The organism is Bradyrhizobium sp. AZCC 1721, assembly GCF_036924715.1.
In the GTDB taxonomy this organism is placed as follows: Bacteria; Pseudomonadota; Alphaproteobacteria; order Rhizobiales; family Xanthobacteraceae; genus Bradyrhizobium.
Genome location: NZ_JAZHSB010000001.1, coordinates 6209156 through 6235081 on the forward strand (window position 1 = coordinate 6209156; position 25926 = coordinate 6235081).

Genomic DNA, 25926 nt, shown 5'->3' on the forward strand with positions numbered 1-25926 from the left:
TGACGACGCAAGGCCACGACCCGGCATGCTCGGCCGCGGCATGGCCCTCGTTCCAGGGGTCGCGCTCTGCGGCATCATCACCGCCGTTTCGCTGGGCGCGCAACGCCTCGAAGAGCACGTCTTCGTCCATCCTTACGTCGAGGCACTGGTCATCGCGATCTTGCTCGGAATGGCGATTCGCACCGTCTGGCAACCATCCCAACGCTGGCGTTCCGGCATAGCCTTCAGCGCCAAGCAACTGCTCGAGGTCGCGGTCATGCTGCTCGGTGCGTCCGTCAGCTTTGGCGCGATCGCGGCCTCCGGCTATCTCTTGATCGGCGCAATCGTCGCCACCGTCGCGGTGATGCTCGCGGTGAGCTTCAGCCTCAGCCGCATGCTCGGGCTTCCTACGAAAATGTCGATCCTGATCGCCTGCGGCAATTCGATATGCGGCAACTCGGCAATCGCCGCCGTCGCGCCGGTGATCGGAGCCAATAGCGACGATGTCGCCTCCTCGATCTCCTTCACCGCCATTCTCGGCGTGTTGATGGTGCTGGGCCTGCCGCTCCTGATCCCCTTGCTGGGCCTGTCGGCGACACAATACGGCATCCTGGCGGGCCTCACCGTCTATGCCGTCCCGCAGGTTTTGGCGGCGACGGTGCCCGCGGGCATCATCAGCACGCAAATTGGTACGCTGGTCAAGCTTGTGCGCGTGCTAATGCTGGGGCCGATCGTGGTTGCCCTCTCGCTGGTCGCGGCGCGCCGCCGCAAGCTCCACGCCGATCAAACGAAGGTCGCCGCCATCAGCCCATTCAAGCTGGTGCCCTGGTTTATCATCGGCTTTCTGGTGCTCGCGGCCCTGCGCTCGCTCCAGCTCGTGCCGGATCTTATGGTCGCACCGGTGACGAAGACGGCGGCTGTCCTGACCGTGCTCTCGATGGCTGCGCTTGGCCTTGGCGTCGACGTGCGCGTGCTCTCGACCGTGGGCGGAAGGGTCACCGCCGCCGTTACGCTGTCGCTGCTTCTCTTGCTGGGCCTGAGCATCGGGCTCGTCCATCTATTCCCGTGACCATGTGGCGCGCAGCCCGTCGAAGCCTCAATCGTGGGATTTCCATTTCGGATTGAAACGCAGCGCGCCGCACCGCGGCGTACACGCGACACAAGCCGCACGGCTTGGGAATGATCCTCTCGCCGCCCCGCTGATTCAATCAGAACCGGAAAGGCTCCAGGCAGCCGTCTTAAAACCGAAACCGTCACTGCCAAGATGCTTCTGCAGATGCTCGACCCGGCGCCGAACGAGGGCCGAGTGCCCTTACAGGGAAAGCCGGTGATCCGGGAGCGGAACTCTCCGGAGCTCGATCACGCCATCGTGCTTGCCGATCCCTTCGACTTCCGCGAGGATGTCGAAGCTTGGTCGGCAGGCGAACCCGATACCGGGTTGTGAAAGGCCTCCCGGATCAAGGCATCAGCTTGCCCGACCATGAAGCGTTTCACCAGCTTGCTTTTGCGCGAGGTGACACGATGACCTCACCTGTTTCGCAAACCTTGATCGACGCTGCGAGGACCTACGAGGCACTGTTCGTTCCGGCACTCTTTCAGCAATGGGCGCCGATGGTGGCAGATGCTGCCAGGATTGAGCGCGGCGATCGCGTTCTGGACATTGCCTGCGGCACCGGGGTTCTGGCGCGCGAGGCGGCAAGGCGGACCGAAAGCTCAGCTCGTGTCGCCGGACTCGATCCAAACGCAGGAATGCTGGCCGTGGCGCGAAGCCTCGCGCCCGGCATCGACTGGCGCGATGGAGCGGCCGAGGCGCTGCCGTTTCCGGACCGTTCGTTCGATGTCGTTGTGTGTCAATTCGGCCTGATGTTCTTTTCGGATCGCGACAAAGCAGTCCGGGAGATGCTGCGCGTGATGGTGCCTGGCGGCAGGTGCGCGGTCGCAGTTTGGGATGTCATCGAGCACGCCTCCGCATTCGCTGCCCTCGTAGACCTGCTCGATCGCATCGCCGGAAAGCCCGCCGGTGACGCGCTTCGCGCACCGTTTGTGCTGGGTGACAGGCAGGGGCTCGCCGTGTTGTTCAAGGGCGCCGGAGCCGGCTTGGTGGATCTCACGACCTGTAACGGCACAGCACGGTTCCCCAACATACGCGAATTCGTCGAGACGGAACTCAGGGGGTGGCTGCCCGTCATGGGAGTTGTGCTGCCGGAGCCGCAGATCGATCGCATCCTGGCAGAGGCGGAAACAATCTTCGCTCGCTATCTCACGGCCGATGGGCTTGCTTTCGGCATATCGGCGCATCTCGCGACCTGCAGACGACCTTAGGCGGCGGAGGTTCGCGACTTGCTTCGATCCCGAGGAAGCAGATCACTTCAAGTACAAACTTCACTCGTCCAATTTCTTGCTCACTTCAGGATCAAGCTTGCTCCGATCGATAGATTGATAGAACGTGATGGGTCTGCATTTTCCCTCGAAATCCGCGAGGACAATGGCTGTCCACGGGCTTGTGTTCTCGCCCGAACCCTCGCGGAGGTCCGGCATGACCTTGCGAGCAGCGATCACATACCACGCGCGACCGGCTGCCGCGGCCTTCGCAGCCGCCGCGAACTCATCCAATATTCCGCGCAGGTTTTTGCGCATTTCTTCTTCACTGTCCCCGCGCAGATATTTTCGAGACGACCTTCCCGCCTCTCCGTATTCATGATGAATGTTCAACTGCAGTCGGGCATCATCCACTTCGATCTTGGTGACCCGTATCACGGCTCCGCCTTCGCGAAGATAGTCTCGCACCCGAACGTCGCAGGCCAAAAATCTATCCGTGGGTGGCTGAGCGACGCTAGCTGAAGGGGCGACCGCGGTCTTCTTTTTTCGAGGAGCAGCATCCGCAGGCATCGTGGCGATGGTGGCGCTGAGGAGCGCCGCGGCAAGCACGACCGGAAAAAAGGCATTAAAAAAGGCATTCATGAGTACGCTGCCAATGCTGAGCTTCTAAAACGCATTGGCTGCAGCGTTGGTTCCGCGGCCCGGAGCGGTGCTGAACGGCCGGAGAAGCGGCGGGGCACGCCATCGCATGGCTGCGCTCAGCCGTAGATGATCTCTTCGTTGCCGATGCAATCGGCGGCAATGGCTTGGGCCGACCGGATGTTGTCGAGGTAGCTCGAAGGACTGATCCCGACACGCGCGTCGCGTGCACCGGCGGTACCAGAGGTCCCACTGCTTTTCCTGAATGACCGGCATCTCACCGCGGCCAAAGCGAGCTAGCGGGAACTTTTTCCGCAAAACAGCCTTGTTTAATACTGTCCTACAAAAAGGGACCTTACGGAGGCGGTGTTTTTGACCGTCGGCAGGTCATGGACTCGATTCTCATCAAGATCTTCGCCACGGCGCTTGCCTTCAGTCAGGTCACCACCCGGCCGGATGGGGTCAAGACGGAGTTCGATGCGGTGCGCGACCGCTCCGAGGTGGCGCAGCTTTTGAGTGCCGGCTGCGCCCACATGCGCAAGGCTTTCGACATCGAGGACATCAACCTGGACGATCTGATTGCCACTGCCATGGATGACAAGGAGGCGCTGAGCGGCGAGATCAAGGCGCTCAAAGGACTGAATCTGGCCGACCTCCACGTGGCCTACCGGGAGTTCTGCAAAGTCGAAAAAGTGAAAGGATCTCCGGTCGATCTCGGTCAGGTCATCGCTTTCTACAACAGCGCGGCCAGGGATCTGCCCGACGCCGAGCAGCTTAAACAGCTCAGGCTTCCCGGCACCAGTGTAATCCTCGATAACAAGAGCGAGCGCGTCGCCGAGATTTACGCGCCGAACAATCGCCGCATCTGGGTCAAGCTTGCGGATATCCCGGAAGCGGTGCGCAACGCATTCATCGCCGCCGAGGACAAGCGCTTCTTCCAACACAGCGGCCTTGACGAGCGCGGACTGGTCCGCGCCTTCATCGGCAACTTCACGAAGCCGGGCCGGCCGCAGGGCGGCTCGACCATTACGCAGCAGGTCGCCAAGAACCTGCTGGTGGGCAACGACGTCACTTATGAAAGAAAATTGCGCGAGATGATCGTTGCCTCACGGATGGAGCGCGCCCTGACCAAGGCGGAAATCCTCGAGCTCTATCTCAACTCGATTTATCTCGGTCGCGGAGCCTGGGGCATCGAGATGGCGGCGCGCAGCTATTTCGGCAAACCGGCCAAGGCGCTCTCCGCAGTCGAGGGCGCGCTGCTCGCCGGGCTCGCCAAGGGACCGAACTACTTCAATCCCGACCACCACCCTGAGCGCGCACGCGAGCGCCTTGCCTACGTGCTGGGCCGCATGCAGGACGACGCCATGATCGATGCCGCCGCGGCGCAAGCACTATTGCCGCAGCTCGTCGAGTACCGGCCGACGCGGCGGGACTTCGGTTTTCACTTCGTCGATCACGTCGCCCGCGAGGCTAAGGCGGTCGCGGGCCTCGATAATCTCACCAATTCCTCCTACACAGTGCGCTCGACCGTCAACTCGGCCCTGCAGCGCGTAGTCGAAGCGACCTTGCAGGAGGGGCTGGCGCGATACGAACTGAACACCGGTCGTTACAAATTTGAGGGACCCGAGGCGAACATTTCCGATGCTGTCCGTCTGAGAGCGGCTGACGTGAGGACCACGGAGCCAGCTTGGCTCGTGGCGTTGAAGACGACGCGACTGCCTCTCTATGACGTTCACTGGCAATCGGCGGTCGTCCTGGAGAATGCGCGCGGCAAGCGCGGCCATGCGATCAACGTCGGCCTGACCGACGGAAGCATCCTGCCGCTGAACACCTGGAGCGCCGCGATCGGGCGCGGCCTCAAGCCGTACGACGTGGTCTATGTGCAGGTGCGCGAAGCCAAGGGTAAGCAGGCGGCGCGTGCCGATCTGCGCATTCGACCGACCGTACAGGGAGCGGCGCTCGTACTCGGGAACGAAACCGGCCGCATTCTCGCAATGGCGGGCGGCTTTTCGTATCCGGCAAGCCAGCTCAACCGCGTCGTCCAGAGCCTGCGGCAACCCGGATCGACCTTGAAGCCGCTGACCTATCTCGCCGCTCTTCGGAAGGGATTGCAGCCCAACACGCTGGTGATGGACGAACCTATTACGCTGCCACCGATCGGCGCGACGGTCTACGCGCGCCAGCGCGGTTTCTGGTCGCCGAAGAACTACGAGGGCGGCGCTTCGGGCGCCATTACACTGCGGCGTGCGCTGGAAAACTCCCGGAATCTCGCCACCGCGCAACTGCTCGCGACCGGTCTCGACGACAGCGCCGAGCGAGGACTCGACCGGGTCTGCGAGATCGCGATGGAGGCGCAGCTTTACAAGGAATGCATGCGCTACTACCCGTTCGTGCTCGGTGCCCAAACTGTGCGGCTCATCGACCTTGCGGCGTTCTATGCGGCGATCGCCAACGAAGGCGCACGGCCCCGGCCCCATGCGATCGAAACGATCGAACAGGACGGCCGCCCAATCTACCGGCACGATCCGCATGCGGTGGACTGGATCGGCTCCGCCGACCGCGCATCGTTTTACCAGTTGAAATCAATGCTGCAGGGCGTGCTCGCGCGCGGAACCGCGCGCGCGGTGAAGCATCTCTCGCCCTATGTCGGCGGCAAGACTGGTACCACCGATAATTCGGCCGATGCCTGGTTCGTCGGTTTCACAAACGACGTCACCGTCGCCATCTGGGTCGGCTACGACAACAGCGACGGCGGCCGCCGCACCCTTGGGAGCGGCCAGACCGGGGGGAAAGTGGCGCTGCCGATGTTCGAGCCGATCGTGCAGGCAGCCTGGGAGCTGCACGCTCCCAAGACGGCGTTGAACGGCCCTTCGCGCGAAGCCATGCGTCAGCTCGCTACTCTGTCGATCGATCCTTATACCGGCGATCCTGCACCGGCCGGCTCCGGGCGCGCTTTCACCGAGTACCTCAAGAGAGATCCGGCGGGCAGAATTGATGATACGCAATTTCGCATCGTCTCGCGTGCAGAAAGCTACACCTATCGCGGCGGTCGTGACGAAGACGACGGGCCATTCCAGCAGTGGTCCTACGGCAACCGCCTTTACGGCGATAACCGGCTACCCTTTCCATTCCCGAACTGGCGTCTTGGTCCGCGCGAATATCCCTCCTGGCGCGGATATCCCGATGACGAGGACCGCCTCCCGCGACCGCCGCTCCGAGTCGATCCCGATTACTTCTGGCGGCGGCTGAATTGAGCATTGCCATGAGCCTCCACCGTGCCGCTGTCCTCATCGCCGCCTACGTGGCCACTTGCACGGGCGCGGCCGCGCAGGAATTCCAGGTGGAGGACGTGCCCGCAGCCGCCAGCGTTCCGATCGCACAGATCAAACCGCGCACGGTCATCTTCGCCGACCAACGCAACGACAAGCTCGCCGATTCCTCGACCGGGCTCATTCCTTTCGACGATTGGGCCCGCTCACGTCCGGTTCAGCGGCGCTTCCTCTCGCTCTTCCCGAGCTTCGTTGAGCCTACGCTCAAGCAACAAACGAAGCTGAAGCTCTCGGTCTACCAGGCGGAGGCGCGGTTTCGACTTCCAAAACCGGCAGCGGCATTGGATCTGTCGCGGTATGCTAATGTCGCGTTCCTCGAGCAGATCGATCCGGCGGTCAAGCACCGGCCGATCACGGCGGGCGATGCTGTTCCCAACAAGGACGCGAGCGCCGCGCACAACCGTCCGCTGGATCGCCGCTGGTGCGAGGAAGCGAAGGCGGTTTGCGTGCAGTCCCGCTACATGTTCGAAGGAAAAATTCCGGCGGGCATCCAGCTTGCCAACAAGCTGCGCGAGGAGGGCAAAAAGCCCATCCCGGATTTCATCGAGTTCCAGAGTGAGATCATGCTGGTGACGCAGCCGCACCTTGCCGAGCTGCCGAGCCTGACCGGGCTCGACTCCACAGTCACCAGCGCGCTCGAGCAGAACATCTTTTGGGTCAACCAAGTCATCCAGTTCGGCAAGCTGCTTGCGGTTCTGCAACAGCATCCGACCGAGCGCGAAGCCGCCATCGCGACGGTCTACATCCTGATTGCGGTCAGGAACGACGTGCTGAACAAGCAGAAGGAATACAGCAATACACCGATGCTGCGAAACCTCGTGCCCGCGCAACTGCTCATGGGCAACAGCTCCTTCAACAGCGGCGATTCGCTGAGCGCCGGCCTGCCGAAATACGCCAAAGGCCGCATCAAGGCGATCGCCGAGATCATGGAGCGGGAATGAGCAGATCGCGCGCGCGAACTAGACTGGCGCCTCACGCGCATCCTGCGCGATCAAACGTGCCTCAGGTTTGTTCTTGCAATATCGCGGCGCCGAGTTCGTCGAAACGAAACAGTTGATAGATCCGCTGGCCATTGTAATCGAGCATCCTCAGATCGTCTGTTTCGTGCAAATCGCTCTCGACCGCGTGGAAATGTCCGCCATAGCGCGCCTTCGCGAGATCGAGCGGCACATCGAAGGCGACAAACTTGCCGATTCCCTTGGCTTTGAGCCTGCTCAGGAACTTCGGATCGTGCAGCGTTTCGTGGGACGTGAGGACCAGCAATGGGCCACCGGCCGTAAGCAGCAGAAAGGACCTCATCGATCGACTCCCTGGTCGTTGGTTTCACCAGCATCGCTGGTCCCCGCGAACAATGTCGCGGTTGCCGTCGGGCTGGTGCTTGTCGATAGATACATAAGACCGGGAATGACGACTGAGAATAGGAGCGCGTAGGACGGGTCGAGCATTTGTGAAGCCCATCATTGCGGATGACGTTCGAGAACTCCGCTTGGAAGGCGCGCGCTCGCGAAAATATCGAAAACAACCCCATGCAAAGTAGCAGGCGGCCGCCGGCATTCGACAACGCAACTTGACACGTCGGGCAAATCAGGGGCATTTTTCGATTATTCCGAAATCCTGTACGCGCCCGTCGCCCCGCAATAGCGGGCGCGTCCGTCGCGATTGCAGCCGAAAAATCCTCACCCACAATTGAAATTGCACCGGACCGCCGCGGCGAGCGATCGCCTGCGCGTGGCCGAACCGCGCGCGCGGCAAGCGCGCGGCCTAAGGAATCTCGACATGAACACCGCTCCTGATATCACTGTGCCAACGGCGATCGCCGCAACCGACCCGATCAAAGCTGCCGCAGCCCCGCGAATAAAGCTTCTGTCGCACGGTTTCTCCATCGACCATCCAGATCAAGAGCTCGGCGAACAGCTCATGACGAATGCGCTCGGGGTCGCGGATCGCGAAGCGATGCATGGCATCCTCAGGCAATTGGTCAAGGCCAGCGTGAGCGGCGAGAGTCCTGACGAGGTCAACCTCTCTTTCATGATTTCGATGGTGAAGAGCATTCGCCCCCGGGATTCGGTCGAGGCCATGCTGGTGGCGCAGATGGTTTCGGTTCATGTGATGGCGATGCGGTGCGCCCATCACCTTGCGAATGCGGACGATCTCGCCCAGCACGACAGCGCCGCGCGCGCATTGGGCAGGCTCGCCCGCACGTTTCCCGCCCAGATCGAGGCGCTCAACCGCTACCGGAGCCATGGCGAGCCCGCCATCACCGTGCAGAACGTGTCGGTCGGGGATGGCGGCAAGGCCATCGTCGGCAACGTCACGCAGCACGCGCGCGTGATCGTTTCGGACAAGAACCCGGCGTCCGCGGCGCGGAATGCGCCGAAGGCCGCGGGCTCCAGGCGAAGGCACGCTTCCGCTGATGCCAAGCGGGAAGCGCAGGCTTGAGCGATCACATCAGAAATACCGGCCCGATGCTGGCGAGCCCACGTTGTGGCGCCAGAACCCGCGCCAGTGGCGCGTGCCGCTCGCCGGCGGTGCACGACAAAAAGCGCTGCCGCATGCACGGCGGCGCACCGGGATCCGGCCCGCCAAAGGCAAACCAGAACGCGCGCAAGCACGGCCTGTTCACCAGGGACGCGATCGCCGAGCGAAGGCAGATACGGGCGTTGTTGGGTGACGCGCGGAAGCTGCTGGAGGAGATGAAGTGAGAGGCTTTCGCCACGACAGAGCGCCTACAACCCACTGATTTCTGGCCCTGTTCGTTAATGGAATTTCAGTCAAAAAGTGCTATATTGATGATATGAATAAGCTAACTTCCTCTTCGACCGCAGAGCACATACGGACCCTGGCCCGGACGTTCCAAGTGTCCTACACGGAGGGTCCAAATGATCGCCTGGCACACCACATTTCCCGCCTGGCGGGGGACACGGTTGAGCTTGATGAGATCGAGCAGTTGCTGATTGGTTTGCAGCGAGCCAAACACATTACACGCATAGAGATGATCCAGCTTCAGGCCCGCTACCTGCACGAAGCCAAGCCGTGACATTCGATCCGTTCGGCGACTTTGAATCGCGCGGGTATCTAAGGAATGTTGCTCAAGAGAAAGACCCTGCCATTGTGAGGCGGCTGGAGCATGCCTCCTTTACAACCGGGATCGACGACGCTTTCGAAGCGCTAAAAACGAAGAAGGCCCTCACCTACTCCGACGTGCTCAGCACGCACAAAATACTGTTCGAAGCAATGTATCCGTGGGCCGGGCAGGATCGCACCCAAACAGCGCCCAACATTGCGGTAAGCCGTGGCAGCGTCCTCTTCGCCCATCCAAAGTATATTCAGAACGCAATCGAGCATGCGCTAAAGCTCGGCAACGCCCCGAAAGCGATGCGAGAGAAAGCGGGCGAAGTCATGGGCTACCTCGCCCATGGCCATCCCTTCCTGGACGGCAATGGACGCACCATCATGGTCGTCCACTCAGTCCTGGCTCAGCGTGCCGGCTTCAGTGTCGATTGGGCCTCGACGGACAAAACTGCCTATCTGCAAGCATTGACCAAAGAGCTGGATGATCCTGGCAAGGGAATTCTCGATAAATATCTCGAACCGTACATCCGACCGGCAGTCACTGATCTCAAAGAGCACATTGCAGCGGCCAAGGGCCTCGATGGCGGCACAGGCGATGCCGATAAAGTTCGCGGCAGCAACGACGATCCGGCAGTTATAGCCGAGTACAAACAGCAGCAGCTTAAACGCGACGAGCATACCGGCGGCGCCTAGGCTTTCGAGCGTACTGATGCTGTGAAGTCCCCAAACCTGCCCTTGCAGCGCTCGTGTATACTGAGCGCGCGGAAGCTGCTGGAGGAGATGAAATGAGTGCGTTTCGCAGCCTCGCTCGCCACCTACGCTGCTGTCAACTTGCGAGCCTTCTTCGCTCGCACTGGCAACCTGCTTTCGACTGAAAACCCGACATTCAGCGCCCGCATGATGGTGGCAATCGTTTCGAAACGCGGCTTGGCACCCGGTGCCAGCGTCTTGTACAGGCTTTCCCGGCCGAGACCGGACGCCTTCGCGACCTCCGCCATGCCGCGCGCCTTGGCGACGTCTCCAAGCGCCTTGAGTAATACGCCGGGATTTTCGTCGCGGGCTGCGACCGAAAGATATTCCGCAATCGCTTCCTCACTCTCGAGATAGTCAGCGGCCTCGAATGGCGCGTAAGTGACTTTTGCCTTTGCCCTGGCTTTGGCCTTTTTCATCGCCCGCTTTCCTTCAATTCCTTCGCCATGAGCTTTGCCCTGGCGATGTCGCGGCGCTGGCTGGACTTGTCGCCAGCGCAAAGCAGCACATAGACGGCGACACCATGACGCACGAAATAAACACGGAATCCCGGACCATGGTGGATACGCATTTCCGAGACGCTTCGCCCACCGGCTCGCAATCCCCGAAATTACCCAAGGAGGCTTGCGACAGCCGGTTGAGTATCCGCGCCTTGGCCTTCTGATCTTTCAACCCATCCAGCCAATCGGAAAAGACGGATGACCGAATGAGCGTGTTCATGGCTCAATGTATCTAACTGGATACAATTTAGCAAGGCCATTGTCGGCAACGTCACGCAGCATGCGAGCGTGATCATATCGGACAAAAGCCTGGACTCCGCGGCGCGGAAGGCACCGAAGGCCTCGGGCTCCAGGCGAGGGCAAGCTTCCGCGGATGCCAAGCGGGAAGCACAGGCATGAGCGATCACATCAGAAACACCGGCCCGATGCTGGCGAGCCCGCGGTGCGGCGCCAAAACCCGCGCCAGTGGCGCGTGCCGCTCGCCGGCGGTGCACGGCAAAAAGCGCTGCCGCATGCACGGCGGCGCACAGGGATCCGGCGCGCCAAAGGCAAACCAGAACGCGCGCAAGCACGGCCTGTTCACCAGGGATGCGATCGCCGAGCGAAGGCAGATACGGGCGTTGTTGGGTGACGCGCGGAAGTTGCTGGAAGAGATGAAGTGATCTGTTTCGCAGCAACCTGGGGCAGCGATGAACGGTGGTGTCTTGGCCCTCCCGCCCTTATCCCGCAAGACGGTTCGCACGACCATCAAACTGGAAAATGATGTCCTTGGATGATCCTTCCCGGTTCACCACGATGGACCACTGATCGACCCAGAACGGACATGGAATGGCCTCCGTCAGACGAGCCTCTCCGCTAGTTAAGTCCACATCCCACGTTCCCCCGTCGAAACTGACCCGCAGGAAATGGGCGCCGAGCGCAAACATCAGCGCCCCTTCTCGCATGCTGCTGTTGTTGTAGAGTAGGTTTTCGGCTCTCAAGGCAGGTCCCCTGATTTCGGCGTCGAGCACAGCGACATCGCGTTTGACGTTCTTGGTCGAGATGACAGCCGTAGGTCGATTGGGTTGAAAGTGCAAAATGGCCGGCTTCTCACGTAGTGGGCCCTCGGGCGGGACGATGCGCATGCCAAGTGGGATACCGTCCAACTCAGCGCGCTCGAAAAAAATATCTCCCGGTCGAACGTCCTCAAATTCTATAATGCGAAATCCGAAATCGAACTTTGTTACCATCTGACGAGAGTCTCCGGTTTGCTGCGTGCTTCGACGGCCACGAACTGTCGCCGGGGATGCCTTCACATTGGCCGAAGATCAACCTGCACGCAACCACAGATCAGCGCTTGATGTTTTTCACGACGAACCGCTGAGCGGTGTTACCCGACGAGCATGAGTGGGCGGCCACCGCGCCGCCCTTTTCTTTTCGGCGTCACTTGCTAAAAGCTAGCATGACAAACACCATGCCCAAGATGATCCTCCCCACGCTGCTCGTGCTCGCGATGCTGACCGGCCGCCTCGGCACAATCGAAGAGGTTCTACGACTCGTCCGGTAGAAGTGTCGGCACTCGTCGACCGACAGCAGCGGCACGGTCACGAACTACGACGCACGCGGCAGGGTCATCAACCGCGAGTCGACCAGCGGCAACACGTCGACATTCTATGACGCGAGCGGTCGCAATGTCGGACGGTTCACGACGAGCCGCTAGCAAATCGGGCTTGCTGACGGCACCAACCGGCAAATTTGCCGCTTGATCGGAGCGGCGGTTACGAGCCTCTTGCTTTTTTGATATCGGCTGCTGCTTGCAGCTTTCCGAGGACGAAGGAAAGGCTCGTCATCAGTCTGCCGCTGTGATCGCGGTAGTCCAACGCCTCACCCGGGCTCACGCGTCTATCGCCTTTGCCATGCGCCGATAGGTTCCTCGCTCTCCGCAAGGTATGAAAGAGATCGCGCGCATTCTCATCGACTTCCCTACGCTCATATAACTCATTCATTATCCGGTCAGCGCTAGTCCGCTGAATGCCCAGAATATCGCCGATACGAAACAGAATGCCCTCGATGTCCTTATAGACCTCTGTGATCGCTGCCTCGGGAAACTCATTGGCAAGTCGCAAAAATTTCTTCTCATCGGTCAGCGGCACAATTCGTTGGTCGTCGGGTATCTCGTCCGGAGACGGCGAAGACGGCGGCAATTTCTCTGCTTCTTTACGCGCAGTCTCCAATTGCTTTTCAAAAGTCGCTTTTGCGCCGCCGAGCGAAAACTCTTGAAGTCTTTCAGCAAGCGCCACTAGTTGTTTTCGCAAAATGAACAACAGGCTCAAAACAACGATAGGCCACGCCAACGAGCCGACTATCGCGGCGATGAATGCCTTCCAATCCATCCCCTTCTCCCCATTATCAGCGAGCAACTGACCGTCACCACACGTCCTAGCACAAACTAGCGCTACCATTCACGCTGCTCTGTGGAAAATCGAGTGGTAAGGCGTGCTTTGTGCAATCGGTAGGCGTAGAATTCTGGACCGACGTAACGGGGAGGGTTAAGTTGGGGGCAATCTGGAGCTTTGTGCGTGATTACTTCGATGTAGCCGGGGCAGCCGCCGCGCTTGTGGCGAGCATTCTGCATTCACGAGACCAAACGCGCAGTCGTGTCCAGCTAGTGATTGCATGGACAATTATCGCGCTGGCACCATTGGCCTTTGCGTCCATGCTCTTCGCGCCGCCGCAAACAGTCACGCTCCGCCAGATGGGCGTCACCTTGGTGATATACGCGGCGGCATTGTATGCCCTGATTTGCGATGGTTTACGCTTTGGATGGGCTGCACGTTTGACAAAGATGCGCGGCGAGAAGTGGATTAAGGAATTGGATTACGTCTATCTTTCATTAGGCGCGTTGGGCATTCTCGGCTCAATCAACAGACTAGACCTTGCTCCAAGCGGACACTACACGCGACTGGATTTCCTTGGACCAATCATTCTAACCACAGCCTTGGTGGTAAGGTTCGTGAAGACGCGGGCTGATATAGGGGGCTGGAACAAGCTCTGACCCCATGCCGCCGATCTTCCGGGATCACTCGGCGCGACCGCCTGCGGCGTCGTCACTATTGCGGCTTTGGTGCAGTGACTGTTGATTGATAGAAGTGTTCCTTCACAACCACGCCAGCGAACGTAATTGCCTGACCGTTGCACGCTGCACGGCGTGCGCAAGCACACCGCAAGCGCGTTGGCCGAGGAAGGCGCGACACCGCACCAGATGGCTCGGTAACCGGCCACACCTCGCTCAAGGAGATCGAGCGCTACACAGCGAAGGCCCGGCGCAAGCGGCTTGCGACCGAGGCCATCGGGAAGCTGAAGTGGGCCCTACAATTTTGGAAAAGGCTTAAGGAGGATTAGCAAATGAAAGTGATGGTGACTTTTGAGATCGATAGTGCCGAGGCCCTCCATCGATCTATTATTGAACGAGCTCGCGTCCTTGGCCAGTTGGAAGCGTATGAGCGCCATATCGCCGATTGCAACATCACAAACCCCGGACCTATCGATCTCGGTTTTGCTGGCATCGAATGGATTTTGCAAACCAACATCGGAAAGGAGGGTAACGGCTTCGAGTTGATCAACATCGGCGGGAGCGGTCGGTGAAGAAAACGCCCAAGACTGTATCAGCGTTGCGGGCGAACCCTCAAAGCGCGACTGTCGCACTTTCTTGCGGTGGGACAATTTTGGGGCAAAAAAGACAATGCTTTCAGCGCCGATGGTCGGGGGGTGGCGCTCCCTAGGGGAATCGAACCCCTGTTTCAGCCTTGAGAGGGCCGCGTCCTAACCGCTAGACGAAGGGAGCGTGTGCTTCAGGGAATAGCCTCGAAATGTGCGGTCGGCAAGGCAAGTCTGAAGCCTTCGCACGGGTGGTTAACCCTGTTGCTTCGGGTCCTCGTGCCGACCCGGCGCACACCCGATCCGCCCTGCCTCAGGGTTCGTTGACGAATCTGAGCTTTCCGGCGGGTTTCAGCGTCTTGGCGTCGAAAGTGCGGATTTCGGTCACCCCGCTTATATCCAGCGTCAGCACCAGCCGCTCGCCGGCGACCGCGGTCGAGACGATGCGGGCGCCCTTGGGCAGGGTTTCCGTGATGTCCGTCGTGCCAGGCGTGGGGCTTCCCTCGCCGCGGTAAAGACGGTACCCGACGGCGATCAGGACCACGGCCACCGCAAGCGCCGAGGTCAGGCCCGCGATCAGCATCATCCGCCGCACCCGCGCGATTAGCGCGGCCTGTTCGGGGGTCGGTTCGGGCGCAACGGTATCGGTCATGCAAGGCTCTTTAAAGTATGATCCGGAAAAGTGGAAACCGGTTTTCCGAAAGGATCATGCGTCAAACATGATGGAACAGAGATCATCGAACGGCGGTCAAAGGCTGGAGGTTACCGTCGGCGGCGACGAGGGATCGCCCCGCCTCGACCGCGTGCTCGCGGTGCTCCGCCCGGAACTGTCGCGCTCGCGGCTGAAAGCGCTGATCCTGGCCGGTTCCGTCACCGCCAAGGGCACCCCCATCCGCGACCCCGCTTATCATGTCGCGCGAGGGGATACGATCACAATCGACGTCCCCGAAGCCGCTCCGCCCGAGCCTTTGGGCGAAGATATCGCGCTCGATATCGTCTATGAGGACGACGACATCATCGTCATCGACAAACCGAAGGGGCTGGTCGTGCACCCGGCCGCCGGCCACGAGAGCGGCACGCTGGTAAATGCATTGATCGCGCACTGCGGCGCCAGCCTTTCCGGCATCGGCGGCGTACGGCGGCCGGGCATCGTGCACCGGCTCGACAAGGACACGACGGGCCTGATGGTGGTCGCCAAGAACGACCACGCCCATCAATCGCTGACCGTGCAATTCGCCGATCACGGCCGCACCGGTCCGATGCAGCGCGGCTACATGGCCTTCATCTGGGGCGTACCCAACCGACAGCGCGGCACGGTCGCAGCCCCGATCGACCGGCATCCGTACGCCCGCGAGAAGATGGCGGTGCGCCCGGGCGGACGCGAGGCCGTCACCCATTGGGAATTGCAGGCGGCCTATCAGGGGCGCGACGGCAAGCCGGTCGCTTCCCTCCTCGCTTGCCAGCTCGAGACCGGACGAACCCATCAGATCCGGGTGCACCTCGCCCATATCGGCCACCCCCTGATGGGCGATGCCGTCTATGGCCCGCACTTCAAGACCAAGGCCCGCCACCTCGGCCCCGAGGGCCAGGCGGCGCTAGCCGCCCTCGGCCGGCAGGCCTTGCACGCTTATCTGCTTGCCCTGGAACATCCCCGAACGGGAGAACTTTTGCATTGGGAGGCGCCCCTGCCGGAGGATCTCATCCTTCTGCAAAACGCCCTGGAAGCGGCCCTATGACGCAGGCCTTTCAGGAAAATTAAGCTATACCAACAGGTTATGGCTGCCACACGGGGACGTGACGTCAGCATTCCTTCCCTATTTGTTCGTTTTTTGCTATGTTGCATATGCGTTGAATATCCAACGCGGAACATCGCAGCGTGATTGGCTTTAACACAGCGATCACCTGCCGGGCCCGCCGCTATCGGGGGCCTGAACCACTGGAGGGCGCTCAAATGGCCCGTACAGCTACGTTACCGGTTCTCAATGGAGAATCCGGTCTCTCTAGATACCTCGCCGAGATCCGCAAATTTCCGATGCTGGAACCCCAGCAGGAATACATGCTCGCCAAACGCTGGCGCGAGCATGACGATCGCGACGCGGCACATCACCTTGTCACCAGCCATCTCCGGCTCGTGGCCAAGATCGCCATGGGCTATCGCGGCTACGGCTTGCCGATCTCTGAAGTCGTTTCAGAGGGCAATGTCGGCCTGATGCAGGCGGTCAAGCGGTTCGAGCCCGAGAAGGGTTTTCGTCTCGCCACCTACGCCATGTGGTGGATCAAGGCCTCGATTCAAGAGTACATTCTGCGTTCATGGTCGCTCGTGAAAATGGGAACCACCGCGAACCAGAAGAAGCTCTTCTTCAACCTGCGCAAGGCGAAGAGCAAGATCTCCGCGCTGGACGAAGGTGATCTCCGCCCCGATCAGGTAAAGCTGATTGCCAAGCGTCTCGGCGTGACGGATCAGGACGTGATCGACATGAACCGCCGTCTCGGCGGCGACGCGTCGCTCAACGCGCCGATCCGCGACGACGGCGAAGCCGGCGAATGGCAGGACTGGCTGGTCGACAACTCGCCCAACCAGGAAGCCGTGATGGCCGAGCACGAGGAGTTCGATCATCGCCGTCAGGCGTTGAACGGCGCCATCGGCGTGCTCAACCCGCGCGAACGCCGCATCTTCGAGGCGCGGCGCCTGGCGGAAGAGCCGATGACGCTGGAAGACCTCGCCGCCGAATTCGGCGTCTCGCGCGAACGCGTGCGGCAGATCGAGGTCCGCGCTTTCGAAAAGGTGCAGTCGGCCGTCAAGGGCACGATTGCCCGGCAGGAAGCCGAACTCGAAGCCGCGCACTAATTCGCGGCAGAGGTATCAAGTAACGAAAGCCGGCGGCAACGCCGGCTTTTTGTTTTTGGGGGGTGCTGCTTCACCACGCTGTCGTCCCTGCCTCCGTGCGCAATCGCGCACTTGGCGCAGGGACCCATACGCCGCGGCCCGCGGAAATGGCACATGCGGAGACGGCTTTGCTTCAACGACGAAGTGCAGTGGTTATGGGCCCCTGCGTTCGCAGGGGCGACAAGCTTGATGCAGCCCGCCTACTCCCCCCACTCCCGCGCCATTGTCGCCAGGGCACAGCCTTCGCAATAGCGCGCGTCCTTGAAGTCGATCCAGTTGTGCGCATAGACGCGATCGAGCGGAATGCCGTAACGCGCGCGCAGCACCTTTAGCAGAATACGCCACGCCGCTACTTGCGCATCCGTCGGGCCCCGCGTCACATCAGGAAAATTGCCGGCGAATTCGACGCCGACCGAATTGCTGCCGATCACCTGGCGATAGGTCGGGCCGTTGTCGATGTACTTGTTGTCGTTGCGGTTGGCGCCGTCGCCATGCGTCGGAACGAGATGTTCGCCGACCGCCCAGTACACCGTGCCGTCGGTTTCGACCCATACCATGACGCCGCGCCGCGTCGGGTTCTTCGATTGCGCCAGCGCGCCACCGCGCGCGGAGCCAGCCGGCCCCTCGGTCTGATGCACGATGATGTTGCGCCAGGGATGGGCCTTTGCGAGATCGCCCCATGGCGCCAGCCAGACCATCTTCAAGCCGGGAATATCCGGCGTGCCCGACGAACGCGCGATCGCGGCGAGGTCGGGCGATTGCGCGCAGGCGCAAGCAGGAAGCGACAGAGCGAACAATACCGCCGCGACGACGCGAAAATTCATGACCGAGGTCCAGTGACGAACCTTAGTAGCACGCCTCAGGCCCGCTTGCGGAGGGCCACGTCCGCGGCCGTTTCGGCTTCAGGCACCAGCGGCGCCGCCGGATCGTAGACAGCAAAGCCGTTTCGGCCGGCCTTCTTGACGTCGTACAGCGCGTGGTCGGCGGCAGCGATCAGGCGATCGGGGAAGCCGCCCATCTCGCGGGTCCATTGGGCGACGCCGATCGAGACGGCGATCGGAATGTCGTTGCCGGTGCATTGTTCGGCGTCCGCGCGGCAGACCTCCAGTACGCGGCGCGCGATCATCGCGCCCTCGCGCAGCGTCGAGGACGGCAACACGATGCAGAACTCGTCGCCGCCGGTGCGTGCCAGCATGTCGCCGGGCCGCAGCCGGGTTTGCGCCATCAGGGTGAAATGCTGCAGGCAGGCGTCGCCCGCGGCGTGACCGTAGGTATCGTTGATGCCCTTGAAGCCGTCGAGATCGATCACCAACAGCGCGAAGGGCTGACCGCTGCGTTCGGAGCGCGCGCACTCTTCCGTGAGCCGCTGCACCAGATAACGGCGATTGCCGACGCCGGTAAGGTCATCGAGCAGCGCCAGATCCGCGACCTCGTTGCGCAACCGGTCCATCGCCATCAGCAGGAAGCCGAAATTCAGCGACATCGACAGGAACACCAGCACCAGGATGACGACCGACTGCGCCGGGGTGAAATGCATGTAGGAGAAGCCGGGCCCCATGCCGGTGACCGCGCCGGTCAACCGAGCCGCGAGAATGATCATGATGATGATGGTGACGACGCCGGCCAGCCGGGCGCCCGGATTGGCGCGCCCTTCGTGCGGAGTCAGCAACAGCTTCAGGCCCATCGCCATCGGCAGTACTTGGGCGATCGTAAAGACGGTCATCCGCGCTGGCACGCTGTCGTAGACAAAAATGAAAAAGGACAGACCGACAAAGGCAAAGCCGGTGGTCAACGCGGTGCGAAGCCACGAAACGGGCCGGGTGAAGAATTTCTGAATTCCCATCGTGGCAAGGCAGATCGCCAGTACCAGCGTGGTGCCGGCGAACAGCAACGGCACGAGAGAATCCGGGAAGACTACGCGCAGCATCGCCATCGCAGCGCCCGCCGCCGCCGTGAACGCCGAGCCGGTCCAGAACCGCGCGGCCTCGAACGACGGATAGCATCGCATGACGTAGGCCCAGATCAGGCCCAGCGCGAGAAAATTGATGACGAACACCGTCCACAGCGTAGGAACGCTCAGCATCGCGAACTCAGGACGCGCGCGCGTCCCGTCTCCCCTGTTATCTCACGACCGCCTGGGACTTTCGCGCGCCAGCCTTCTCCCACGACAATCCCCGTCGTCTTACGGACAAAATGCATCTGCGCGGCTTAACGGACCCTGAGGGCCGCCGGCCAATCCAAACCGTGGTTTTGAATTGATGAAGATCGCGCGCGTTCGGACATCGTTAAGCATGATGCGCGCGCATGCGAGCGGCAGCGGCGATGCTCGTTTCGGCAAAAATCGCATCAAAATGCATAACAACTGTGGATAACGTGATGACACCGCCATGACGGCACGCGGCAGCAGCCTGCGAATCTGCTGGGATCGTGTGCGAGGATGTTGCGAGGCTGGCCCTCCGCCAAGCATGCCTCGGTGTCGCGTTTCAATCCATGAAAACCTTGAGAGGATACTATGGCTAAGAAAGCGAAGAAGGCGAAAAAGGCGAAGGCCAAGAAGGCCAAGAAGTCGAAGAAGAAGTGAATTTCGGCCCGGGTGGAGTGCTCAGCTCCGCCCGGGCTCCCAACTCCGGGTTAGTTTTGGAGAATGGCGGGCCGCGGGTCCGCCTTTTTGATTCCGAATCTATTCGCCGTCGTCCCTGCGGACGCAGGGACCCATAACCACAATCCTTCGTAATAGATGAAGATGTCCGCCGCGGTGCCCGAAGAGAAGCCGCGGCGTATGGGTCCCTGCGTTCGCAGGGACGACGGAAGGGCAATGTTCGGATTGTCGCCGCGCGCGGCGCAGGCGTCACCGCTCCGCAAGCGCCAGCTTCGCCCCGAGCGCGGCAAATCCCGCCGCAAAGCTGCGGCGCAGCCATGCCATCACCTTCGGCCGGGTGATGACGCGGTCGCGCATCGCGGCCGCAAAGAGGCCGTAGAGCGCGAACACCGCAAACGTCATCGCCATGAACGCTGCGCTCAATTCCAGCATCCGCGCCAGCGGATGCGGCTCGTCGAGCGCAACGAATTGCGGCAGGAAGGCCAGGAAGAAGATCGAGAGCTTTGGATTGAGGATGTTGACCAGGACGGCGGTCACGATGACGCGCCGGCTGGAGCGCGCCTTCGCGGCCGGGCGCGCGTCGATCGCAAGCGCGCCCGTCTCGCGCAACGCCTGCCAGGCCATGTAAAGCAGATACGCCACGCCGCACCATTTCAGCGCGGCAAAGGCCAGAGCACTGGTGTGCAGCACGGCGGCGAGCCCGAGCATGGCGGCCAGCATATGCGGCACGATGCCGAGGGTGCAGCCGAAGGCGGCCGCGATGCCGGGCCGTGCGCCCAGCGTCAGCGCCACTGCCAGCGTGTACAGCACGCCGGTGCCGGGGGAAGCGACCACGATCAGCGAGGTCAACAGGAACGACAGGGTCATGCCCTGCTATTAACACGACGACATTTGGCGCGAAAGCAGGGCGGCGGCGCTCACGGGCGCGGTCCGCCGCCGTGCTCTCGTTGATAGACCATGCGCTCCGCCTCGCGGATCACGTCGAGCGGCGCCCAGGGCTTGGCCCAGAACTGCACGCCGTCGGGCAATTCCTGATGCAGCGGCTTGCCCGAGGTGACGATCACGCCCATCTCGGGATTGTACTTCCTTGCGATGTGCGCGAGTTCGACACCATCCATGTTGCCGGCAAGCTGCACGTCGGTCATCATCAAGACCAGACTGCCGGCAGCGCGCTCCAGCACCAGTTCAGCGGCCTCGGCGCTCTCGCATTCGATGACATCGACCTCACTCTCCTCCAGCAGCAGGCAGATCATGTTCCGCTGCATCGGGTCGTCCTCGACAATGAGGGCCGTTGCGCGATGGGGTTTGGATTGTCCCATGTGAGCCTCCTCTCAGGATCGCGTCGGCTGGCGATGCCGCCCCTCTGTCGGGTATTCGACACTAAGCGCGGAAACCGCTTTATGGTTCAGTTCCAATTTGCGAAAGTTTGCAGGAACCCACCGATCCTCGACCTGCAAGGAGTTCGATCCGACATGACTGCGATATCTGGAAGCGCGGCCGCCGTGACCGGCGCCGCCAGCGGCATCGGCCGCGCGCTGGCGCTGGAACTGGCCGCGCGCGGCTGCGATCTCGCGCTCGCCGACCGCGACGAGGCCGGGCTGCAGCAGGTGGCCGCCGAGATCGGAAAGGCGCACAAGCGCAAGGTAACGATCCACTGCGTCGACGTCGGCGAGCCCGCCCAGATCCAGGAGTTTGCCGACGCGGCAATCGCCGCGCATCCGGAGCTGAACATCGTCATCAACAATGCCGGCGTCGCGCTGCTCGGTGCCTTCAACGAGGTCGACCAGGCGCAGATGGAATGGCTGATCAACATCAACTTCTGGGGCGTGGTGCACGGAACGCGCGCTTTCCTGCCGCATCTATCGAAGCAGCCCGAGGCGCATATCGTCAACCTCTCCTCGATCTTCGGCATCGTCGCCCCGCCCGGCCAGACCGCCTATTGCGCCGCCAAGTTCGCGGTGCGCGGATTTTCGGAAAGCCTGCGGCATGAGCTCGCGATGGCGAACAGCCCGGTGAAGCTCTCGGTGGTGCATCCCGGCGGGGTCCTGACCAACATCGTGCGCAACTCCCGCACCGGCAACGGCATCGCCGACAATGCGCGCCGCGCCGAATCGATCGAACGTTTCGACGCGATCGCCAGGACCACACCGCCGGCCGCGGCGCAACGCATCATTCTCGGCATCGAGAAAAACCAGCCGCGCATTCTGATCGGCAACGACGCGAAGTTCATGGACCTTTTGCAGCGGTTTCGCCCGGCGACCTATTGGGCGGTGTTGGCGAAGCGGATCGGGAGGGTGGCGGAGGAGAAGGGGAAGTGAGCTTGAGGTGGCGCGCGATCTATCAAATGTCGTCCCTGCGAACGCAGGGACCCATACGCCGCGGCAGTTCTTGCTAGAAAAGACAAGTTAACTACGACCTCGCAAAACAACTTCGGCCGGTGGCTATGGGTCCCTGCGTTCGCAGGGACGACGGAAGATTTTCATGTTTGAGATCGACGAGCTGTCATACATCCGCGTTCTCGCGACGCATCTCGCCCGAGGCTTGCATCTTCGTCACCGCCCCGTCAGACGGTCCGCAAAATACCCAATCGTCTTGCGGTAGATCGTCGCCCTGTTCCACTCCCGCATGGCTTCGAAATTCGCGGTGCCTTCGCCGTATGGCGCGCCGGGCTTGAAGCCCGACACGTGCAGCAGGTTCGCGGTGGAGGCGAGCACGTCGGGCACGCTGTGGCGCAGGTCGACATGGCCGTTGCCGTCGAAATCGACACCGTATTTGATGTAGGACGACGGCAGGAACTGCGTCTGGCCGATCTCGCCGGCGAAGGCGCCGATCAGGTCGCGCAGCGGGAGATCGCCGCGCTGCACGATCTTCAGCGCGGCCAGCAATTCGCCCTGAAACAGTTCGGTGCGGCGGCAATCATGGGCCATGGTCATCAGCGTGCGGACCACCGGCATCTTGCCGATGTCGCCCTTGCCGTAATCGCTCTCCAGCCCCCAGATCGCGACGATGATCTGCGGCGGCACACCGAACTTCTGCTCGATGCGGGCCAGCAGTGACGCGTGCCTCAGCAGCATCTGCCGCCCGATGTTGATGCGTCCGGGGCCGACGCGGGTCGAGACATATTGCTCGAACGTCTTGTTGAAGGTGCCGCGCTGGCGGCGGTCGAAAGCGAGCACCGCCGGATCCTGCGTGATGCCCGCGAACGCCTGACTGATCACCGCCTGCGACACTCCGGCCGCCTGCGCCTCCGCCGCCATCGCCGATACGAAGGTGTTGAAATCGCCGCCACAGCGGGCGGCGTAAGTGGGGGTGGAGAAGATGACGGCGCCGAGAAAAATGGCCCAACGAAATATGCGCATGCGAATCCCTTGTTGCGTCTCGGGCTAATCATGCCACGGGAAAGCGGCACACGAAACCTCGTCGTCCCCGCGCACGCGGGGACCCATACGCCGCGGCCGATATTGTTAAAGCGGACTGGTTGACGGCTTGGCTTCAACAATCGCCGCCTGTGGTTATGGGTCCCTGCGTTCGCAGGGACGACGCCGCAACTGGCCGCTACTCCCCACCATCAATCTGGCGGCCCATCAGCGCGATCGCCTTCTGATAGACGCCCGCGGCATTCCAGGCCTGGATGGCCGCGAAATTCGGCTCGCCCGGCTGATAGCCGGCGCCCGCGCGCCAGCCATGCGCCTTCAAAAAGTTCGCGGTCGACATCAGCGCGTTGGCCGAGTTTTCGAGATTGCCGGTACCGTAGGCCAGAATGGCTTTTGGCATGAACTGCGTCTGGCCGACCTCGCCATGCATCGAGCCGCGCTGGCTGGCAGAGAGCGCGCCGCGATCGATCAATTGCAGCGCCGCGTAGAGGTGCTCGGTGAAATAGGCCGAGCGCCGGCAGTCATAGGCGAGCGTCGCGATCGAGGCGAGCATGTTCTGATTGCCGCGCTGGCTGCCGAATCCGGTCTCCATACCCCAGATCGCAAGCAGCGGCCCCGGCGGCACGCCATAGCGGCTCTGAATGGAGGCAAACAGCGCGGCCTGCGATTGCTTGAGCTGCCTCCCCCTCGCGACGATGGTGGTGGCCCCGCGCTTCGCCAGAAACTGATCGAGCGAGAGATTGAAACTGCGCTGGCCGCGGTCGGCATTGATGGTCGCTTGCGCATAGTTCGTCGCCATCAGGGCGGAGATTGTGGAGGCGCCGATGCCCTTGGCCTGCGCTTCAGCGGCGAATTGCTGCTTCCAGGCGGCATAGCCAGCGGCGGAGGTGCCGCATTGGGCGGCGTGGGCGTGGGGGCTTAAGGACGCGAACAATGCGACGGTGGCGCTGAAAGCAAATGCGATACGAAGCATGGAAAGACCATTCCTGAGAGAGCACTGCAAGTACGCATCGGTTTCTAGCACGTCCTCAGCCGCGCTTCGAGAGTTGCGGCAGATGCATGGGCAGAATCTGCTAGCCCTTGGCCATCTCGAAAACGGCCATGATTGCGACTAATTTGAATCGATCGATATGCCGGCCGTTCGTTGAACCGCCGCGTCGAATTGGTGGCGCTGTAACGCCAACGCGTGGGCCGACGCCCGCCTTGGCGCTTCCCAGGGACAATGGCCATGCCCAGGTCCAGTGGTTTAAAAGTCGGAATGGCAATTGTGATCGCCGCGCTCTTGGCAAGCCAGAATGCGGCCGCCCAGGCGCCAACGCTTTCCATCGACCCTTCACGATTGCCCCGTCTCGGCACCATCGACGAACGCTTTCAATCGTACAATGTAGAAATGGTCGAGGTCACCGGCGGACGGTTCTGGAAACCCTACAGGACGAGTGCCTCGGCGCCATCTGCTCGGGGCGCCGGTAACGCCGAAAATGTCCCGGCGGGCGTGAACCCCGATCACTACGCGTATCGGGCGCCGATCGACCTGTCGAACCGCCGGCTGCGTATCTTGGCGGCCGCGCTGGCCCCCGCCTACCTGCGCGTCAGCGGCACCTGGGCCAATAGCACCTACTTTGCAGAAAGCGATGCGACGCCTGCGACGCCGCCTGACGGCTTCCGCGCGGTGCTGAGCCGCGAGCGCTGGAAAAGCGTGATCGACTTTGCCCGCGCCGTCAGCGCAGAAATCGTGACGTCGATGGCCATAAGCCCCGGTGTCCGGGACGCAGCAGGCCGATGGCGGAGCGATCAGGCGCGTCGGTTGTTCGCCTACACCAGATCTATCGGCGGCAGAATTGCCGCCACCGAGTTCATGAACGAGCCGACGCTGGCCGCCATGGGGCGCGCGCCGAAAGGATACGATGCGGCGGCCTACGGGCGGGACTTTAAAGCCTTTGTTGCCTTCATCAGGGCCAGCGAACCGGATGTGATCGTTCTGGGCCCCGGTTCGATCGGCGAGACAACAGCGTCACAATCGCCCCCGCAATCCAGCTCCGATTTTCTTGGTACGCGGGATCTGCTTGCTGCATCCGGTCCCGGCATCGATGCTTTTTCCTATCATCACTACGGCGCCCTCTCGCAACGATGCTCCGGGATTCCGGGCCAGACCACACCAGAGGCCGCACTTTCGGAAAGCTGGCTTAAGAGCACGGAGCAAACGCTCTCGTTCTACCGATCGCTCCGGGACGAGTTTGCGCCTGACAAGCCGATGTGGCTGACCGAAACCGCCGAGGCCGCCTGCGGCGGCAATCCCTGGGCTTCCACTTTCCTCGATACGTTCCGATATCTCGATCAACTTGGCCGGCTTGCCAGGGCCGGCGTCCAGATGGTGGCGCACAACACGCTGGCGGCCAGCGACTACGGCCTGCTTGACGAGACGACGTTGCGACCGCGACCAGACTACTGGGCGGCGCTGCTTTGGCGCAGACTAATGGGCACGACCGTTCTCGACGCCGGCGTGCACGCTGGCGTGCACCTCTACGCGCATTGCCGACGAGGCATGCGTGGCGCCGTCACACTGCTCGCCATCAATACGGACAAGACGAGCGCCGCAAAGCTGCGATTGCCCGCGGCCAGCGAGCGTTACACGCTGTCGGCGGATCATCTGCAAAGCGCCAGCGTGAAGCTGAATGGAACGGTTTTGGAGCTCGGCCCAAATGACGATCTTCCGCGGCTCGCCGCGATGACATCGCCGCCGGGTTCGATCGAGATCGGACCGGCCACGATTGCTTTTCTCACGGTCGGGGATGCCAAGAATCCGGCATGCGCTTGAATTTCCTGCGGATGCCGGTCGCACAAA

The 25926-nt window shown here is 61.8% G+C and carries 28 protein-coding genes, 1 tRNA gene and 1 pseudogene; 16 read left to right on the forward strand and 14 right to left on the reverse strand.

Annotated elements, in window-relative coordinates:
* Positions 1–25 precede the first annotated feature (25 nt).
* The 3 genes from V1273_RS29615 (at position 26) to V1273_RS29625 (ending at position 2301) form a co-directional block, all read left to right on the forward strand.
* The gene (locus V1273_RS29615) at positions 26–1048 is read left to right on the forward strand and encodes a YeiH family protein (RefSeq protein WP_442894172.1); all 1023 of its coding nucleotides are present in this window, start codon (positions 26–28) and stop codon (positions 1046–1048) included.
* A 237-nt stretch (positions 1049–1285) separates the two neighbouring features.
* Positions 1286–1423: a hypothetical protein gene (locus V1273_RS29620; RefSeq protein ID WP_334411733.1), complete on the forward strand. Its 138-nt coding sequence runs from the start codon at positions 1286–1288 to the stop codon at positions 1421–1423.
* 77 nt (positions 1424–1500) lie between these two features.
* Positions 1501–2301: a methyltransferase domain-containing protein gene (locus V1273_RS29625; RefSeq protein WP_334380243.1), complete on the forward strand. Its 801-nt coding sequence runs from the start codon at positions 1501–1503 to the stop codon at positions 2299–2301.
* A 60-nt stretch (positions 2302–2361) separates the two neighbouring features.
* On the opposite strand, the gene V1273_RS29630 is transcribed toward V1273_RS29625, so the two are convergent.
* Positions 2362–2940 (reverse strand): hypothetical protein, encoded by a 579-nt coding sequence (locus V1273_RS29630; protein WP_334364888.1) that lies wholly within the window; start codon positions 2938–2940, stop codon positions 2362–2364.
* Between the two features lie 386 nt (positions 2941–3326).
* Between V1273_RS29630 and V1273_RS29635 the strand changes: the two genes are divergently transcribed.
* Entirely contained in the window at positions 3327–6191 is a 2865-nt protein-coding gene (locus V1273_RS29635; protein ID WP_334411734.1) for a penicillin-binding protein 1A, read from the forward strand.
* An 8-nt stretch (positions 6192–6199) separates the two neighbouring features.
* The gene (locus V1273_RS29640; RefSeq protein ID WP_334411735.1) at positions 6200–7207 is read left to right on the forward strand and encodes a hypothetical protein; all 1008 of its coding nucleotides are present in this window, start codon (positions 6200–6202) and stop codon (positions 7205–7207) included.
* A 61-nt stretch (positions 7208–7268) separates the two neighbouring features.
* On the opposite strand, the gene V1273_RS29645 is transcribed toward V1273_RS29640, so the two are convergent.
* Positions 7269–7565, reverse strand: coding sequence for a cytosolic protein (locus tag V1273_RS29645; RefSeq protein WP_334411736.1), 297 nt, complete (start codon positions 7563–7565; stop codon positions 7269–7271).
* Positions 7566–8042: 477 nt separating this feature from the next.
* Between V1273_RS29645 and V1273_RS29650 the strand changes: the two genes are divergently transcribed.
* From V1273_RS29650 to V1273_RS29665, 4 genes are all read left to right on the forward strand, one after another.
* Positions 8043–8705 carry a hypothetical protein gene (locus V1273_RS29650; protein WP_334411737.1) on the forward strand — a complete coding sequence of 221 codons (663 nt, stop codon included), beginning with the start codon at positions 8043–8045 and terminating at the stop codon, positions 8703–8705.
* A complete protein-coding gene (locus V1273_RS29655; protein WP_334411738.1) occupies positions 8702–8968 on the forward strand; it encodes an HGGxSTG domain-containing protein in 267 nt (88 codons plus the stop codon). Before V1273_RS29650 ends, V1273_RS29655 begins: the two co-directional genes overlap by 4 nt.
* A gap of 155 nt (positions 8969–9123) precedes the next feature.
* The gene (locus tag V1273_RS29660; protein ID WP_334380235.1) at positions 9124–9303 is read left to right on the forward strand and encodes a hypothetical protein; all 180 of its coding nucleotides are present in this window, start codon (positions 9124–9126) and stop codon (positions 9301–9303) included.
* Positions 9300–10031: a Fic/DOC family protein gene (locus V1273_RS29665; protein ID WP_334411739.1), complete on the forward strand. Its 732-nt coding sequence runs from the start codon at positions 9300–9302 to the stop codon at positions 10029–10031. Before V1273_RS29660 ends, V1273_RS29665 begins: the two co-directional genes overlap by 4 nt.
* A 122-nt stretch (positions 10032–10153) precedes the next feature.
* Here the strand turns inward: V1273_RS29665 and V1273_RS29670 are convergent, their stop codons facing one another.
* Together V1273_RS29670 and V1273_RS29675 are read right to left on the reverse strand one after the other, a co-directional pair.
* On the reverse strand, positions 10154–10507 hold the full coding sequence (locus tag V1273_RS29670) for an addiction module antidote protein (RefSeq protein WP_334411740.1): 354 nt from the start codon (positions 10505–10507) through the stop codon (positions 10154–10156).
* Positions 10504–10808 (reverse strand): annotated as a pseudogene (locus V1273_RS29675) (type II toxin-antitoxin system RelE/ParE family toxin). The gene V1273_RS29670 and the pseudogene V1273_RS29675 overlap by 4 nt, the downstream one beginning before the upstream one ends.
* 175 nt (positions 10809–10983) lie before the next feature.
* Between V1273_RS29675 and V1273_RS29680 the strand changes: the two are divergent.
* The gene (locus V1273_RS29680) at positions 10984–11250 is read left to right on the forward strand and encodes an HGGxSTG domain-containing protein (RefSeq protein ID WP_334411741.1); all 267 of its coding nucleotides are present in this window, start codon (positions 10984–10986) and stop codon (positions 11248–11250) included.
* Positions 11251–11307: 57 nt separating this feature from the next.
* Here the strand turns inward: V1273_RS29680 and V1273_RS29685 are convergent, their stop codons facing one another.
* Together V1273_RS29685 and V1273_RS29690 are read right to left on the reverse strand one after the other, a co-directional pair.
* Positions 11308–11817 carry a hypothetical protein gene (locus tag V1273_RS29685; protein ID WP_334411742.1) on the reverse strand — a complete coding sequence of 170 codons (510 nt, stop codon included), beginning with the start codon at positions 11815–11817 and terminating at the stop codon, positions 11308–11310.
* Positions 11818–12345: 528 nt separating this feature from the next.
* On the reverse strand, positions 12346–12960 hold the full coding sequence (locus tag V1273_RS29690) for a hypothetical protein (RefSeq protein ID WP_334411743.1): 615 nt from the start codon (positions 12958–12960) through the stop codon (positions 12346–12348).
* A 161-nt stretch (positions 12961–13121) separates the two neighbouring features.
* On the opposite strand from V1273_RS29690, the gene V1273_RS29695 reads away from it, so the two are divergent.
* Positions 13122–13622 carry a hypothetical protein gene (locus V1273_RS29695; protein ID WP_334411744.1) on the forward strand — a complete coding sequence of 167 codons (501 nt, stop codon included), beginning with the start codon at positions 13122–13124 and terminating at the stop codon, positions 13620–13622.
* Positions 13623–13972: 350 nt separating this feature from the next.
* Positions 13973–14212, forward strand: a complete 240-nt coding sequence (locus V1273_RS29700) for a hypothetical protein (RefSeq protein ID WP_334411745.1) — start codon at positions 13973–13975, stop codon at positions 14210–14212.
* A 124-nt stretch (positions 14213–14336) separates the two neighbouring features.
* Here the strand turns inward: V1273_RS29700 and V1273_RS29705 are convergent.
* Positions 14337–14411: transfer RNA gene (locus V1273_RS29705), tRNA-Glu, on the reverse strand.
* A 126-nt stretch (positions 14412–14537) separates the two neighbouring features.
* Positions 14538–14876, reverse strand: a complete 339-nt coding sequence (locus V1273_RS29710; protein ID WP_334372987.1) for a hypothetical protein — start codon at positions 14874–14876, stop codon at positions 14538–14540.
* A gap of 70 nt (positions 14877–14946) precedes the next feature.
* Between V1273_RS29710 and V1273_RS29715 the strand changes: the two genes are divergently transcribed.
* A complete protein-coding gene (locus V1273_RS29715; RefSeq protein ID WP_334412287.1) occupies positions 14947–15960 on the forward strand; it encodes an RluA family pseudouridine synthase in 1014 nt (337 codons plus the stop codon).
* Positions 15961–16175: 215 nt separating this feature from the next.
* Positions 16176–17072 carry an RNA polymerase sigma factor RpoH gene (rpoH, locus tag V1273_RS29720; protein WP_334364943.1) on the forward strand — a complete coding sequence of 299 codons (897 nt, stop codon included), beginning with the start codon at positions 16176–16178 and terminating at the stop codon, positions 17070–17072.
* Positions 17073–17311: 239 nt separating this feature from the next.
* Here rpoH and V1273_RS29725 read toward each other — a convergent pair whose 3' ends face one another.
* The 4 genes from V1273_RS29725 to V1273_RS29740 all read right to left on the reverse strand — a co-directional run bounded on the left by V1273_RS29725 (position 17312) and on the right by V1273_RS29740 (position 21029).
* Positions 17312–17935 carry a peptidoglycan recognition protein family protein gene (locus V1273_RS29725; protein ID WP_334380228.1) on the reverse strand — a complete coding sequence of 208 codons (624 nt, stop codon included), beginning with the start codon at positions 17933–17935 and terminating at the stop codon, positions 17312–17314.
* A gap of 35 nt (positions 17936–17970) precedes the next feature.
* Positions 17971–19194, reverse strand: a complete 1224-nt coding sequence (locus V1273_RS29730) for a GGDEF domain-containing protein (RefSeq protein WP_334411746.1) — start codon at positions 19192–19194, stop codon at positions 17971–17973.
* A 765-nt stretch (positions 19195–19959) separates the two neighbouring features.
* Positions 19960–20577: a LysE family translocator gene (locus V1273_RS29735; protein WP_334411747.1), complete on the reverse strand. Its 618-nt coding sequence runs from the start codon at positions 20575–20577 to the stop codon at positions 19960–19962.
* Positions 20578–20627: 50 nt separating this feature from the next.
* The gene (locus tag V1273_RS29740; protein WP_334364947.1) at positions 20628–21029 is read right to left on the reverse strand and encodes a response regulator; all 402 of its coding nucleotides are present in this window, start codon (positions 21027–21029) and stop codon (positions 20628–20630) included.
* Positions 21030–21182: 153 nt separating this feature from the next.
* Here V1273_RS29740 and V1273_RS29745 point away from each other — a divergent pair, with 153 nt between their 5' ends.
* Positions 21183–22028, forward strand: coding sequence for an SDR family NAD(P)-dependent oxidoreductase (locus V1273_RS29745; protein ID WP_334411748.1), 846 nt, complete (start codon positions 21183–21185; stop codon positions 22026–22028).
* Between the two features lie 234 nt (positions 22029–22262).
* Here the strand turns inward: V1273_RS29745 and V1273_RS29750 are convergent, their stop codons facing one another.
* Positions 22263–23069 carry a lytic murein transglycosylase gene (locus tag V1273_RS29750; protein ID WP_334411749.1) on the reverse strand — a complete coding sequence of 269 codons (807 nt, stop codon included), beginning with the start codon at positions 23067–23069 and terminating at the stop codon, positions 22263–22265.
* 196 nt (positions 23070–23265) lie between these two features.
* Entirely contained in the window at positions 23266–24057 is a 792-nt protein-coding gene (locus tag V1273_RS29755; protein WP_334380226.1) for a lytic murein transglycosylase, read from the reverse strand.
* A gap of 249 nt (positions 24058–24306) precedes the next feature.
* On the opposite strand from V1273_RS29755, the gene V1273_RS29760 reads away from it, so the two are divergent.
* Positions 24307–25899 carry a hypothetical protein gene (locus V1273_RS29760; protein ID WP_334411750.1) on the forward strand — a complete coding sequence of 531 codons (1593 nt, stop codon included), beginning with the start codon at positions 24307–24309 and terminating at the stop codon, positions 25897–25899.
* Positions 25900–25926: the final 27 nt, after the last annotated feature.

Excerpts from the sequence above, each read along its gene's own strand:
- V1273_RS29615 (WP_442894172.1), top strand. The coding sequence starts at position 26 with ATGCTCGGCCGCGGCATGGCCCTCGTTCCAGGGGTCGCGCTCTGCGGC.
- V1273_RS29625 (WP_334380243.1), top strand. The coding sequence starts at position 1,501 with ATGACCTCACCTGTTTCGCAAACCTTGATCGACGCTGCGAGGACCTAC.
- V1273_RS29630 (WP_334364888.1), bottom strand. The coding sequence starts at position 2,940 with ATGAATGCCTTTTTTAATGCCTTTTTTCCGGTCGTGCTTGCCGCGGCG.
- V1273_RS29635 (WP_334411734.1), top strand. The coding sequence starts at position 3,327 with ATGGACTCGATTCTCATCAAGATCTTCGCCACGGCGCTTGCCTTCAGT.
- V1273_RS29640 (WP_334411735.1), top strand. The coding sequence starts at position 6,200 with ATGAGCCTCCACCGTGCCGCTGTCCTCATCGCCGCCTACGTGGCCACT.
- V1273_RS29645 (WP_334411736.1), bottom strand. The coding sequence starts at position 7,565 with ATGAGGTCCTTTCTGCTGCTTACGGCCGGTGGCCCATTGCTGGTCCTC.
- V1273_RS29650 (WP_334411737.1), top strand. The coding sequence starts at position 8,043 with ATGAACACCGCTCCTGATATCACTGTGCCAACGGCGATCGCCGCAACC.
- V1273_RS29670 (WP_334411740.1), bottom strand. The coding sequence starts at position 10,507 with ATGAAAAAGGCCAAAGCCAGGGCAAAGGCAAAAGTCACTTACGCGCCA.
- V1273_RS29680 (WP_334411741.1), top strand. The coding sequence starts at position 10,984 with ATGAGCGATCACATCAGAAACACCGGCCCGATGCTGGCGAGCCCGCGG.
- V1273_RS29685 (WP_334411742.1), bottom strand. The coding sequence starts at position 11,817 with ATGGTAACAAAGTTCGATTTCGGATTTCGCATTATAGAATTTGAGGAC.
- V1273_RS29690 (WP_334411743.1), bottom strand. The coding sequence starts at position 12,960 with ATGGATTGGAAGGCATTCATCGCCGCGATAGTCGGCTCGTTGGCGTGG.
- V1273_RS29700 (WP_334411745.1), top strand. The coding sequence starts at position 13,973 with ATGAAAGTGATGGTGACTTTTGAGATCGATAGTGCCGAGGCCCTCCAT.
- V1273_RS29710 (WP_334372987.1), bottom strand. The coding sequence starts at position 14,876 with ATGACCGATACCGTTGCGCCCGAACCGACCCCCGAACAGGCCGCGCTA.
- V1273_RS29715 (WP_334412287.1), top strand. The coding sequence starts at position 14,947 with ATGGAACAGAGATCATCGAACGGCGGTCAAAGGCTGGAGGTTACCGTC.
- rpoH (WP_334364943.1), top strand. The coding sequence starts at position 16,176 with ATGGCCCGTACAGCTACGTTACCGGTTCTCAATGGAGAATCCGGTCTC.
- V1273_RS29725 (WP_334380228.1), bottom strand. The coding sequence starts at position 17,935 with ATGAATTTTCGCGTCGTCGCGGCGGTATTGTTCGCTCTGTCGCTTCCT.
- V1273_RS29730 (WP_334411746.1), bottom strand. The coding sequence starts at position 19,194 with ATGCTGAGCGTTCCTACGCTGTGGACGGTGTTCGTCATCAATTTTCTC.
- V1273_RS29735 (WP_334411747.1), bottom strand. The coding sequence starts at position 20,577 with ATGACCCTGTCGTTCCTGTTGACCTCGCTGATCGTGGTCGCTTCCCCC.
- V1273_RS29740 (WP_334364947.1), bottom strand. The coding sequence starts at position 21,029 with ATGGGACAATCCAAACCCCATCGCGCAACGGCCCTCATTGTCGAGGAC.
- V1273_RS29745 (WP_334411748.1), top strand. The coding sequence starts at position 21,183 with ATGACTGCGATATCTGGAAGCGCGGCCGCCGTGACCGGCGCCGCCAGC.
- V1273_RS29750 (WP_334411749.1), bottom strand. The coding sequence starts at position 23,069 with ATGCGCATATTTCGTTGGGCCATTTTTCTCGGCGCCGTCATCTTCTCC.
- V1273_RS29755 (WP_334380226.1), bottom strand. The coding sequence starts at position 24,057 with ATGCTTCGTATCGCATTTGCTTTCAGCGCCACCGTCGCATTGTTCGCG.
- V1273_RS29760 (WP_334411750.1), top strand. The coding sequence starts at position 24,307 with ATGGCCATGCCCAGGTCCAGTGGTTTAAAAGTCGGAATGGCAATTGTG.